The 12,738-nt window shown below is 66.0% G+C and carries 11 protein-coding genes; 10 read left to right on the top strand and 1 reads right to left on the bottom strand.

Annotation, left to right across the window (positions count from 1 at the left end; translation table 11 throughout):
- The first annotated feature begins 5 nt into the window (after positions 1–5).
- From rpoD to EGT29_RS19680, 10 genes are all read left to right on the top strand, one after another.
- Positions 6–2,369 carry an RNA polymerase sigma factor RpoD gene (rpoD, locus tag EGT29_RS19725; RefSeq protein WP_238160118.1) on the top strand — a complete coding sequence of 788 codons (2,364 nt, stop codon included), beginning with the start codon at positions 6–8 and terminating at the stop codon, positions 2,367–2,369.
- Positions 2,370–2,539: 170 nt separating this feature from the next.
- Positions 2,540–4,117 carry an ABC transporter substrate-binding protein gene (locus tag EGT29_RS19720; protein ID WP_161567884.1) on the top strand — a complete coding sequence of 526 codons (1,578 nt, stop codon included), beginning with the start codon at positions 2,540–2,542 and terminating at the stop codon, positions 4,115–4,117.
- Between the two features lie 35 nt (positions 4,118–4,152).
- Positions 4,153–4,692: a cupin domain-containing protein gene (locus EGT29_RS19715; protein ID WP_202865554.1), complete on the top strand. Its 540-nt coding sequence runs from the start codon at positions 4,153–4,155 to the stop codon at positions 4,690–4,692.
- Positions 4,693–4,699: 7 nt separating this feature from the next.
- Positions 4,700–6,109, top strand: a complete 1,410-nt coding sequence (locus EGT29_RS19710; RefSeq protein WP_124690566.1) for an amidase — start codon at positions 4,700–4,702, stop codon at positions 6,107–6,109.
- Positions 6,103–7,044, top strand: coding sequence for an ABC transporter permease (locus EGT29_RS19705; RefSeq protein WP_124690565.1), 942 nt, complete (start codon positions 6,103–6,105; stop codon positions 7,042–7,044). Before EGT29_RS19710 ends, EGT29_RS19705 begins: the two co-directional genes overlap by 7 nt.
- A gap of 56 nt (positions 7,045–7,100) precedes the next feature.
- On the top strand, positions 7,101–7,964 hold the full coding sequence (locus EGT29_RS19700) for an ABC transporter permease (protein WP_370283057.1): 864 nt from the start codon (positions 7,101–7,103) through the stop codon (positions 7,962–7,964).
- Positions 7,957–8,976: an ABC transporter ATP-binding protein gene (locus EGT29_RS19695; RefSeq protein WP_124690564.1), complete on the top strand. Its 1,020-nt coding sequence runs from the start codon at positions 7,957–7,959 to the stop codon at positions 8,974–8,976. Before EGT29_RS19700 ends, EGT29_RS19695 begins: the two co-directional genes overlap by 8 nt.
- Positions 8,973–9,968, top strand: coding sequence for an ABC transporter ATP-binding protein (locus EGT29_RS19690; RefSeq protein WP_124690563.1), 996 nt, complete (start codon positions 8,973–8,975; stop codon positions 9,966–9,968). Before EGT29_RS19695 ends, EGT29_RS19690 begins: the two co-directional genes overlap by 4 nt.
- Positions 9,965–10,918: an acetamidase/formamidase family protein gene (locus EGT29_RS19685; RefSeq protein WP_124690562.1), complete on the top strand. Its 954-nt coding sequence runs from the start codon at positions 9,965–9,967 to the stop codon at positions 10,916–10,918. Before EGT29_RS19690 ends, EGT29_RS19685 begins: the two co-directional genes overlap by 4 nt.
- Positions 10,919–10,955: 37 nt before the next feature.
- Positions 10,956–11,648, top strand: a complete 693-nt coding sequence (locus tag EGT29_RS19680; RefSeq protein WP_161567883.1) for a TetR/AcrR family transcriptional regulator — start codon at positions 10,956–10,958, stop codon at positions 11,646–11,648.
- Here EGT29_RS19680 and EGT29_RS19675 read toward each other — a convergent pair.
- On the bottom strand, positions 11,638–12,585 hold the full coding sequence (locus EGT29_RS19675) for a LysR family transcriptional regulator (RefSeq protein WP_124690560.1): 948 nt from the start codon (positions 12,583–12,585) through the stop codon (positions 11,638–11,640). The genes EGT29_RS19680 and EGT29_RS19675 overlap by 11 nt on opposite strands.
- Positions 12,586–12,738 lie beyond the last annotated feature (153 nt).

Genomic DNA, 12,738 nt, shown 5'->3' with positions numbered 1-12,738 from the left:
CGACCATGGCGAAAACGACAGGCAAGACGCTGACTGTGAACAAATCCAAAGCCGAAGGGCAAGACCAGGCCAAGGAGAAGGCTGCGTCCAAGACGGCGGCCTCCAGTGGCGTCAGGGTGACGGTCAAGTCGGCTGGCAGGGCCCGCACCAAGCTGTTGGACCCGCAGGCCGCCGCCCAGGCGGCCGATGCCGATTTCGACGCCGTGACGGCCGAGCCCGCCGAGAAGGCCAAGCCCGCCGCCAAGGCGGCCAAGAAGGCCACCAAGACGGCGGCCAAGACCGCGACCGCCGCCGACAAGAAGAACGCCGAGAAGAAGCTGGCCGAGCTGCTGGCCAAGCCGGCGGGCCGTCGGCCGGGCCGTCCGCCCAAGGACGCCAAGCAGGGCGAGTCTTCCGGTGGCGATTTCGACGACGTGGGCGATAACGACGGTGATGCCGAGCCGATCCCCGAGATCAAGATCCCCAAGGGCCGGGGCAAGCGCGGCAAGGCCGATCCCAAGGACCTGATCGCCCGCGGACCGGTGACGCCCGAGGAATACGAAGCGCGTCGCAACCGCCTGAAGCTGCTGATCAAGCTCGGCAAGGACCGCGGCTATCTGACCTATGGCGAGATCAACGACCATCTGCCCGATGACCTGGTCGACGCCGAGGCCATCGACGGCATCATCAGCACCTTCAACGACATGGGCATCTCGGTCTACGACCAGGCGCCCGATGCCGAAACCCTGCTGCTGAACGAGAACGCCCCGGTCGCTTCGTCCGACGACGATGCCGAGGAAGAGGCGGAAGCCGCCCTGTCCACGGTCGATTCCGACTTCGGCCGCACCACCGACCCCGTGCGCATGTACATGCGCGAGATGGGTTCGGTCGAGCTGCTGACCCGCGAAGGGGAAATCGAGATCGCCAAGCGCATCGAGGACGGCCTCAAGCACATGGTGATGGCGATCTCAGCGTGCCCGACCACGATCAACGAGATCCTGGAGAACGCCGACCGCGTCCGCGCGTCCGAGATCCAGATCGACGAGATCGTCGACGGCCTGATCGACCCCAACGACGGCGAGGAATACGCCGGATCGGGCGTCACCTCGTCGTCCGACGACGATGACGAAGAAGGCGACGACGCCCCCGCCGGCGGCATGAGCAGCAAGCAGGTCGAAGAACTGCGCGTGAAGTCGCTGGAGAAGTTCGACAGCGTCAAGCGCTGGTTCGACAAGATGCGCCAGGCCTACGAGCGCGAAGGCTACAAGTCGGAATCCTACATCTCGGCCCAGGAAACCATCCTGGAAGAAATGATGGGCATCCGCTTCACCGCGAAGATGGTCGAGCGCCTGGCCGACACGCTGCGCGCGCAGGTCGAGGAAGTCCGCAAGCTTGAACGCGCGATCATGCAGATCTGTGTGGACCGTGCCGGCATGCCGCGCACGCACTTCATCAAGGCCTTCCCGGGGCATGAAACCAACCTGGAATGGGTGCTTGGGGAAGTCAACGCCGGCCACGGGTATTCCGAGACGCTGTCGCGCCAGATCCCGGCCATCCAGGAGCTCCAGCAGAAGCTGATCGACCTGCAGGCCCGCGTGGTGCTGCCGCTGAAGGACCTGAAGGACGTCAACAAGCAGATGGCCACCGGCGAGGCCAAGGCCCGCAAGGCCAAGCGCGAGATGACCGAGGCCAACCTGCGCCTGGTGATCTCGATCGCCAAGAAGTACACGAACCGCGGCCTGCAGTTCCTGGACCTGATCCAGGAAGGCAACATCGGCCTGATGAAGGCGGTGGACAAGTTCGAATACCGGCGCGGCTACAAGTTCTCGACCTACGCCACGTGGTGGATCCGGCAGGCCATCACCCGTTCGATCGCCGATCAGGCGCGCACCATCCGTATCCCGGTGCACATGATCGAAACGATCAACAAGATGAACCGGATCAGCCGCCAGATCCTGCAGGAAACCGGCGCCGAGCCGGATCCCGCCACCCTGGCGCAGAAGATGGACATGCCGGAAGACAAGATCCGCAAGATCCTGAAGATCGCCAAGGAACCGATCTCGATGGAGACCCCCATCGGCGACGACGACGATTCGCACCTGGGCGATTTCATCGAGGACACCGCCACGCTGGCGCCCTCGGATGCGGCGCTGCACGGTTCGATGCGCAACGTCGTCAAGGAAGTGCTGGATTCGCTGACGCCGCGCGAGGCCAAGGTCCTGCGCATGCGTTTCGGTATCGAGATGAGCACCGACCAGACGCTCGAAGAGGTGGGCAAGCAGTTCGACGTGACGCGCGAGCGCATCCGCCAGATAGAAGCCAAGGCGCTGCGCAAGCTGCGCCATCCGAGCCGGGCCGACAAGCTCAAGAGCTTCCTGGAAGGCCAGTAAAAAGCCTTGTAGCAAGGGTCCGCCAAGGGAAATCCCTGCCCGCGCATGAGTGCTGGCAGGGATTTTTTTTCGCACGATATCAACCAACCGGATGGTTGACTAAAGGGAGAATGTGCGTATCATGGGCGCGTATCCAACGGGTATTCCAAGCCAAAGCGGGGTGCGTTGCCATGAAACTCGAAAGACTGTTTGCGATCGTGATTTGCTTCTCGATGCTCGCTGTCGGGATGCGGGATGTGCCCGCGCAGGAGGGGCGGAAAGTACTGCGCGTCATCAGCGGCGACGTGACCGAGCTGGATCCCACCCAGGGCAGCAACAGGGTGTCGCGTGTCTATTCGCAAATGGTCTTCGATACGCTGTTTGCGCTCGATGGCAAGCTGGTCGCCAAGCCGATGATGGTGGAGAAGTACACCGTCAGCAGTGACGGCCTGACGCGCGACTACACCTTGCGCGCGAACCTGAAGTTCCACGACGGATCGCCGGTAACCGCGCGCGATGTGGTGGCCTCGGTGAAGCGCTGGGCCGACAACACGGCCATCGGCGCGCAGCTCAAGTCGCGGTTGGCGTCGCTGACCGCTGTCAACGATCGTGACTTCCGGCTGGTCCTGAAGGAGCCGTTCGGGTTCGTGGAGTTCCTGCTGGCCGGAGCGGGCTCGCCGATTCCGGGCATCATGCGGGAGAAGGACGCGGCGCGCCCCTACAACACGCCCATGCCGCTTCCCGTGGTCGGTTCGGGGCCGTTCAAGTACGTCGATACCGAGAGGGTGGAAGGCAGCCGGGTGGTGTTCGCGCGCAATGCCGCCTACCTGTCCCGCAGCGAGCCGGCCGACGGCCTGGCGGGGGCCAGGATCGTCAAGGTCGATCAGGTCCGCTGGATCATCATGCCGGACGCGACGACGGCGTCGAACGCCCTGGCGGCGGGCGAGGCCGATCTGTGGGCCGAGGCGGATCCGGACCAGATCGCGTTCTTGAAGCAGCGGGGGCTCAGGCTCAGTCCCAACGGACTTCCCTTCGTCGAGTTCGTGCGCCCCAATTTCCAGCTTCCGCCGTTCAACGACGTCAGGGCGCGGCAGGCGCTGGCGCTGTTGGTCGATCAGGATGAAATCATGCCCGCCGTGGCGGGAGACGCGGACTGGAAGCCGTGCCATTCGTTCAGCGTCTGCGGCACCGCCTTCGGCACGGAGGCGGGATCCAAGCCGTTTCTCAAGCCGAACGTGCAGCGGGCCAGGAGCCTGCTGGCCGAGGCGGGATACAAGGGGGAGACGATCGTGCTGCTGAGCCTTCCAGCCGGTCCGAACATGGCCGTCGCGCAAGTGCTGGCCCAGCGCCTGAAGGAGGCCGGCGTCAAGGTTGATCTCCAGGTGACCGATCTTCCCACGCTCTTGCAGCGCGTCCGGGCCAAGGGCCAGCCTCCGGGCAAGGGCGGCTATCACCTGTTTCCATACAACGCCACGGGCAGCATCTGGTTTCACCCGCTGACGAATGCCGCGCTCGACATGTCCTGCGGCGGACACAACTGGCCCGGTTTTCCCTGCGACGAGGCCGGCGAGCGCCTGCGCCAGCGTGTCCTGCGTGCCTTGACTCCCGCCGAGCAACAGGAAGCGTTTGAAGCCCTGCAGGAGCACATGTGGCAATTCCTGCCCTACGTGCCGGTGGGGCAGTGGGATGTCGTCAGCGCCTATCGGCCCAACATCGCCGGCCTGCTGTCCGCCTACGTCCAGCCCTACTGGAACGTCGAGAAGCGGTGAGCGTGGCCGGAAGGCTCATTCCCTAGGAGAGGTCCATGCAGAGTCGTCAGGTAAGTCCCGAGGAAATGCGAAAGAGGGTGGCCGTCTTCCGCGAACTCCAGTCCAGCACCATGCCGCTGATCGATGCGGCGAGGCCCGAGTTCCAGCGCGAACTCCTGAGCATCATCGGCCAGGGCGTGGCCGAGGACGGCGCCATCGTTCCGCCGATCACGGATGTCGAGGGCTTCCATCTGTCCATCGTCCGGGTCGAACCGGGGAAGGGCAGCGCGCTGCACAAGCACCGGACGGTGGAGGTGTTCATGCCCCTGAATGGCCGGTTCTCGGTGCAATGGGGAGACCAGGGCGAGCACGAGATCTTTCTCGACCAGTACGACGTCATCTCGCTGCCGGTCGGCGTGCTGCGCGGATTCCGCAACGAGAGCTCCGGCCAGGCCCTGCTGCTGGTCATTATCGGCGGCGATGACCCGGGCAACGTCGAGTGGACCGACGAAGTGATGGATGCGGCGCGCCGGCAGGGCTTCGGCCTGGACGAGCGGGGCAAGATCACGGCCCGTTCCTTGAGCGAGGGAGGCTGAGCCGGCCATGCGACAGGACGAACTTTGCGGGTTGTCCGCGACGCGCCTGGCGGCTCTTGTCGCCGCGCGCCAGATTTCGCCGGTCGAGATCACCGGCGCGGTGCTCGACCGCATCGATCGGGTCAATCCACGGATCAATGCGTTTGCGCTGGTCTTGCGGGAAGAGGCGCAACGCGCGGCCCGCGAGGCCGAGCGGCGGGTGATGGCGGGCGAGGCGCTCGGTCCACTGCACGGAGTGCCCGTGACGGTCAAGGACAACGTCGCGGTGGCGGGCGTGCCGCTGGGCAACGGATCCATTGCCGTGGCGCCAGCCATACCCCGGAAGGATGCCGTGGCGGTCGAGCGGGTGCGGGCCGCGGGCGCGATCCTGATCGGCAAGACGACCCTGCCCGAGTTCGCGCACAAGATGTTGACCGAGAGCCTGGCGACCGGGGTGACGCGCAATCCCTGGAACCTGGACCATACGCCGGGAGGGTCGAGCGGCGGGGCCGGAGCGGCCTTGGCCGCGGGCATGGGGCCGCTGGCGATCGCCACCGATGGCGGGGGGTCCATCCGCTGTCCGTCCGCGTGGAATGGCGTGGTCGGCATGAAGCCGACCCTGGGGCGCGTGCCGATCGAGGCGGTGCCCGACGGCTTCGGAAACTTTGCCTACATCGGCCCCATGGCACGCACCACGCAGGACGCGGCGCTGCTGCTGTCGGTGATGCAGGGACCCTCTGCCGCCGATCCATTCTCGACCCGCGGGGCGCCACCCGCGTGGTCCGGCGGGATCCGCGGCATGCGGATAGGCTGGATCGAGCACTTCGGGGAATATCGAACCGATCCGGAGGTGCTGCGGATCACGTCGGCCGCCGTGTCCCGTCTTTCGGATCGCGGGGCGAGCGTCGAAAGCTTGCGCGAGGCCTGTTTCGATGGCCTCTATCCCTTGTATGCGACGCTTGCCAGCACGCATCGCGCCGGGCGGTATGGGGCCCTTTTCGATGCCGCGCCGGACAGGATGACGCCCACGCTGCGCGCGGGTATCGCACAGGGCCGTAGCTGGTCGGCCATCGAATTCCTGGCCGCCTGTGACCGGCGCACCGCGCTTTTTCGGTCGGTGCAGGCCATCTTCGAACGTTTCGACGTATTGGCCATGCCTACGACGACCGTCGCGGCCCCCCGTCTCGACACCGTCGACCCGGAGTATCCGGGGGCGTATCCGCAATGGGCGGCGGCGCTGCATCCGTTCAATCTGACGGGCCATCCCGCGCTTTCCACGCCCGTGGGATTCACCGGGGCAGGGCTGCGGCTGCCCGTGGGGCTGCAACTCGTGGGGCCGTGGGATGCCGAGCAGCGCCTGTTCATGCTGTCCCGGGCGCTGGAGCAGGACCTGGGCCTGTCGGGATGCATCGCGAACCTGGAGGATGCGCCATGCTAGGTTTCATCGTCCGCCGGATCCTGTCGACCCTGCCCGTCATGGGCGTGGTCGCGCTGCTGGTGTTCAGCCTGATGTACCTGGCGCCGGGTGATCCGGCATTGCTGATCGCCGGCGACCATGCCAGCCAGGAGGAGCTGGACCGTATCCGCGTGTCCCTGGGGCTGGACGAGCCGTTTCCCATCCGCTTCGCCACCTGGGTCTGGCAGCTTCTGCACGGCGCGCTGGGGACGTCGATCTTCACCAATCTGCCGGTGGGCACGCTGCTGCTGGAACGGATGGAGCCGACCGTGTCCCTGATGGCCGTGACGCTGGTCATCGCCACCAGCGCGGGGGTGCCGCTGGGGATCGCCGCCGCGGCCAGGGCCGATTCCTGGATCGACCGCCTGGTCATGACAGGAGCCGTGTTCGGATTCTCCGTGCCGGTGTTCGTCCTGGGTTATGTGCTGGCCTACGTGTTCGGGCTGCAACTGGGGATCCTGCCGGTGCAGGGATACCGGGCATTCTCGGAGGGGCTGGGCCCCTGGCTGCGCAGCGTGCTGCTGCCTTCGTTCGCGCTCAGCGGCGTCTATGTCGCCATCATCGCGCGCACGACGCGCGCCGCGCTGCTGGACGTCCTGCAACAAGGCTACATCCGCACCGCGCGCGCCAAGGGGGTCGGCCGGGTTCGCATTCTCTATGTCCATGCATTGAAGAATGCCGCCCTGCCCATCGTCACCGTCATCGGCATAGGCATGGCATTGCTGGTCAGCGGCGCGGTCGTGACCGAGAGCGTATTCGCCATTCCCGGCCTGGGCCGGCTGACCGCCGATGCCATCCTGCGCCGCGACTATCCCGTCATCCAGGGTGTGGTGCTGCTGTTCTCGTTTACCTACGTGATGGTCAATCTGCTGATCGACCTCGTCTACATCCTGATCGACCCGAGGGTGCGACTGTGAATGCCCATGCAACCACGACGTTTTCCGCGGAGCTTGCTCCGCCCGCGGCCAGGCCGCTGCCGGACCTGTTTCCCGAGACGCGTTCCGCCGGGGGCGCTTTCGGATTCGTCCGCCGTCATCCGACCATGGTAATAGGCGGCCTCCTGCTCCTGCTGATGATTCTGGTCGCCGTCTTCGCTCCCTGGCTGACGGCGCGGGATCCGGCCTCCGTCGCGCCGGCGCTGCGCAAGATGGAGCCCTCGGCCCGCTTCTGGTTCGGGACCGACATCCTGGGCCGGGACCTGTATTCGCGCGTGCTGTTCGGCGCCCGGGTGTCCCTGGTCGTCGGCTTCGCGGTGGCGCTGCTTTCCTGTCTGATCGGCCTGGCGATCGGCCTGGTATCCGGCTACGTCCGCTGGGCGGACAACATCGTGATGCGGGTGATGGACGGCATGATGTCGATTCCGCCCATCCTCCTGGCGATCGCGCTGATGGCGCTGACGCGGGCCAGCATCGGCAACGTGATCCTGGCCATTACCGTGACCGAGATTCCCCGTGTCGCGAGAGTGGTGCGCGGAATCGTGATCTCGCTGCGGGAGCAACCCTTCGTCGAGGCCGCCATCGCCTCGGGAACCCGGGCGCCGACGATCATGGTCCGGCACATCCTGCCCAACGTCATGGGGCCGCTGATCGTGCAGGCAACCTTCATCTGCGCCAGCGCCATCCTCATCGAAGCCGCGCTGTCGTTCCTGGGCGCCGGCACGCCGTCCAACATCCCGTCATGGGGGAACATCATGGCCGAAGGCCGGAGCATCTGGCAGGTCAAGCCGTACATCGTTTTCTTTCCCGCCTTGTTTCTCAGCGTGACCGTTCTGGCGATGAACATGCTGGGCGATGGCGTCAGGGATCTCCTGGATCCGAGGATGAACGAACATGTATGAGGACGCGAGCGTCGCCGCCGCCCCCTTGCTGGAGGTCGAGGACCTGCAGACGCAGTTCCTTGCCCGCGACGGCATCGGCCGCGCCGTGAACGGCATCAGCTTCCAGGTGGCCGAGGGAGAAACCGTGGCCATCGTGGGAGAAAGCGGTAGCGGCAAGTCGGTGACCGCCATGTCCATCATGCGGCTGCTGCCCGCCCGCACGACGCGCGTGGCCGGCAAGGTCCGGCTGTTGGGCAGGGACCTGATGGGGCTGACGGAGGAGGAAATGCGGACCATCCGCGGAAACGCCCTCAGCATGATCTTCCAGGATCCGATGTCCAGCCTGAATCCGGTGCTGACCGTGGGCCAGCAGATTGGCGAGGCATTGGCGCTGCACGCGGGACTGCGCGGCCGGGCGGCGCAGGACAGGGCGGTGGCGATGCTGGAGCTGGTCGGTATTCCCGAGCCGCGGCGCCGTGTCCGGCAATACCCCCACGAACTGTCGGGCGGCATGTGCCAGCGGGTCATGATCGCGATGGCCCTGGCGTGCGAGCCGAGGCTCCTGATCGCCGACGAACCGACGACCGCGTTGGACGTGACGATCCAGGCGCAGATCCTCGACCTGGTCAAGGACCTGACGCGCAGGACCGGCGCGGCCGTGGTGCTCATCACGCACGATCTCGGAGTGGTGTGGGAGGTGGCGCAGCGCGTGCTGGTGATGTATGCGGGACGGGTGGTCGAGGAAGCGCCCGTCGCGCAGGTGTTCCAGGATCCGCTGCATCCTTATACGCGCGGCCTGCTGGGCGCCGTGCCTACGCTGGACGCCCGGGCGTGCGCGGCGGGCGGCCGGCTGGCGGAGATCCCGGGAACCGTGCCCAGCATCAAGGAGCGCATCGAAGGCTGTGCGTTCGCGGGCCGGTGCGCCTTGGCCACGGATCTGTGCCGGGCGGTGGTCCCGGCCTTGCAGATCAAGTCGCAGGGGCATCGCGTGGCTTGCCATCGGGTCGAAGCGGAAGAAGGAGCCTGCTCATGAACGCGCCGCTGTTGAACGTCACGGGTCTGAAAAAATACTACGCGATCGGGTCCCGGTTTCCCGGGGCGCGTCCCCGGCAGCTACGTGCCGTGGACGATGTGTCATTCAGCATCGGGCATGGCGAGACTCTGTCGCTCGTCGGCGAGAGCGGCTGCGGCAAGTCGTCGGTCGGGCGGTCCATCCTGGGGTTGTTCCCCATCACGGACGGCTGCATCGAACTCGACGGAACGAGAATAGACCGGCTGTCGCCCGAGGCGTTTCGTCCCGTCCGCAAGACATTGCAGGTGGTGTTCCAGGATCCCTTTTCGTCGCTGAACCCCAGGATGAAGGTCCGGGATATCGTGGCCGAGCCCCTGCGCAATTTCCGGCCGGATCTGTCCAGGCCGCAGGTCGACCGCAAGGTCGGGGACATCCTGGAGCAGGTCGGCTTGCCGCGCGATGCCATCGGCCGGTGGCCGCACGAGTTCAGCGGAGGGCAGCGCCAGCGTATCGGCATCGCCCGGGCCCTGTCGGCCGAGCCGAAGCTCATCGTGTGCGACGAGGCCGTGTCGGCGCTGGACGTGTCGGTCAAGGCCCAGATCATCAACCTGCTACAGGACCTGCAGCGGGAGCTCGGGCTGGCCCTGCTGTTCATCAGCCACGACCTCGGCATCGTCGCCCACTTCACTCACCGCGTGGCGGTGATGTACCTGGGCAAGATCGTGGAGATCGGCACGCGCCAGGATGTGTTCTTCCAGACCCGGCATCCCTATACGAAGGCCCTGCTGTCGTCGGTGCCGTCGATGAAGGCCCGCGGTGCCGGGAGCCGGCGCATCATCCTGGCCGGCGACGTTCCCAGTCCGGTCCATCCTCCGCTGGGCTGCCGCTTCCACGCCAGATGCCCGTCCGCGATGGACCGCTGCAAGGTCGAAGAACCGCCCTTGGTGTCCCATGGGGACGGGCATGCATCGGCCTGCCACTTGAACGATACGAACGGAGCGCCCGAGCGATGATCCATCATGTTCCCGCCTCGCCCGAGAATGTCCGGGTCGGCATGTTCGACGCTGGCTTCGAGCCCATCCTGACGATCGAGTCCGGCGACACGGTCAGGGTGGAGACCGTGTCCGGCAAGTCTTCGCTGTTTCCGCAACCCGGGTCGGGGATGACCGTGCCCTCGGCGCTGCGTCGCATCGCCGAGGCGAACCTGCCCATGCTGGCTCCGCACATCCTGACCGGGCCGATCGGCATCGTGGGGGCGGAGCCGGGAGACATGCTGGAGGTCAGGATAGACGCGGTGGAGCTGGGCTCGGATTGGGGGTATAACTACATCCGCCCGTTGGCGGGAACGCTGCCCGAAGATTTCCCCGACCTGACGGTGGCCACGATTCCCATCGATCGTAAGACCCGCCGCGCGCGTCTGGCATGGGGCATGACGCTGCCGGTTGCTCCTTTCTTCGGTGTCATGGGCGTTGCGCCGCCACCTTCATATGCCTGCATTTCTTCGAAAGAGCCGCGCGTCCATGGCGGCAACATGGACAACAAGGAACTGGTGGCTGGAAGCACGCTGTTCCTTCCCGTCCATGTCGCCGGCGCGCTTTTTTCCGTGGGCGACGGCCATGCGTTGCAGGGCGATGGCGAGGTATGCGTCACCGCGCTCGAGACCTGCCTGGACGGCGAATTCACGCTCGCCGTCCACAAGGGGGGCGGAGCGGCCGATCCCAGGCTTCGTTTTCCTCGCGCGGAAACGCCGACGCACTACATCAGCATGGGGTTCCATGAAAGTCTCGACCAGGCCCTGAAGCAGGCGCTGCGCGAGATGATCGACTTCATCTGTGGGCGGACCGGTCTTGCACGCGCCAGCGCCTATCAGCTGTGTTCGCTTGCCGTCGACTTCCATGTGACGCAGGCGGTGAACGGCGAGAAAGGCGTGCATGGGATGCTCCGCCGGGAAATACTGGACTGACCGGGGCTTGCTCCATCTTTTTTCAGGAAGCGTCAAATTGACAGTTCGCAGTACCGACAAGAAAGACAAGCCGACTTTCTTCATTTCGGCGACGAGGCGGCCGAGCCGCTCCAACGGTGCCCGGGATCCGGAGCGCACGCGGCAGAACCTGCTGGACGCGGCCTACCGGGAGTTCTCCCATAGCGGATACCACGGCGCCAGCGTCGAGCAGATCTGCACCCGGGCGGGGGTCAGCAAGCAGATCCTGTCCCATCATTTCGGCTCGAAGGAAAATGCCTACCTGGCGGTGCTCGAGGCGGCCTATACGGCGTTCCGGTCCAACGACCCCAAGCTCGAGCTGAACGCCGCCGATCCGCGCGCCGCGCTGCGGGACTTCGTCCTGTTCACCTTCGACCACGTCCGCCACAACCGCGATTTCGTCAACCTGCTCAGCGGCGAGAACGTGAACAAGGGCAGGATCATTCGCAAGTCGGAGCGCTTGAAATCCATCTACGATCCGATGATCCATCGGATCGGCATGCTGCTGCAGGCGGGGGCCGAGGCAGGCCTGTTCCGGCCCGGGCTGGACGCGCGCCAGGTCTACATCAGCATCAACGCCTTGTGCTTTTTCAGCATTTCCAATTGCCACACGCTCTCGGCGGTGCTGGGCACCGATCTGTCGGACGATGCGGCGCTGGACGAGCGCCGCGAGCACGTCGTCGATTTCGTGATGGCCGCCATCACCGCGTGAAGCGCTTGGGCGGCGCCGCCGCCTCGCCCTCCAGCCCATGCTGCGCCCGGTACTGGGCCGCCTGTGCGGCCAGCCACTGCGCGAACAAGTGCAGGGGTTCGTGGTCGGCCTTCCATTCGGGCAGGACCAGGTAGTAGTTCTTGTCCCGCACCGACTCGCGCTCGCAGGCAACGATCAGCCGGCCCGACTCGAGTTCCTGCTCCGCGATCAGCCGTGGCACCAGGGCGATGCCCTGGCCGTGCACGGCGGCTTCCACCAGCATCGAGAACAGCTCGTAGCGCGGGCCGCCCAGGTCGTGCGGATGGCTGACGTTCTGCGCGGCGAACCACTGCCGCCAGGCGTAGGGGCGCGTGCTTTGCTGCAGCAGCCGGTAGGCCGAGAACTGCCCGGGCATGATGCGCTTGCGCACGCCCAGCAGCTTGGGCGAGCACACGGGCACCAGTTTCTCGGGCATCAGGAAGACCGCCTCGGTGCCCGGCCAGGGGCCGTCGCCGGCGTAGATGGCGGCGTCGAAGGGGGTGCCCTCGAACAGGAAGGGCCGGCTTTGCGGGGTGATGTTCAGGACGATGTTGGGGGCTTGGCGCTCGAAGTCGGCCAGGCGCGGCAGCAGCCAGCGGGTGGCGAAGGTGGGCACGGAGGCCAGTTCCAGCACGCCGCCTTCGCCGCGCCGGGCCATCAGGTCCAGGGTGTCGCGTTCGACCTCGTCCAGGCGGCGCGCCACGGATTCGCCGTAGGTCTGGCCGGCCTGGGTCAAGGTGACGCCGCGCCGGGTGCGGCGGAACAGCTTCAGGCCCAGGAAGGACTCCAGGCCGGCGATCTGGCGGCAGACGGCGCTCTGGGTCAGCGCCAGCTCGGTCGCGGCCTTGGTGAAGCTCTGGTGGCGCGCGGCCGCCTCGAAGGCGGCCAGGGCGGCGGTACTGGGCAGTTTGCGGCGCATGTCAGGGGCCCGGGATCGGAAGGTTCTACTTTAACAAGTGCGGAAAACGCACAGATAAGTGAAAAGAACTCGTTTGGCGTGGCCGCCGAATCCGTATATCTTGCAGGAAATTCGCCGGGAGGACACGGATTCTCCTGTTTCCCCAACTACTCG

It is taken from the genome of Pigmentiphaga sp. H8 (assembly GCF_003854895.1).
In the GTDB taxonomy this organism is placed as follows: Bacteria; Pseudomonadota; Gammaproteobacteria; order Burkholderiales; family Burkholderiaceae_B; genus Pigmentiphaga.
Note: the sequence above shows the minus strand (reverse complement) of the source record. Positions and strands in the feature narration are given on the sequence as shown.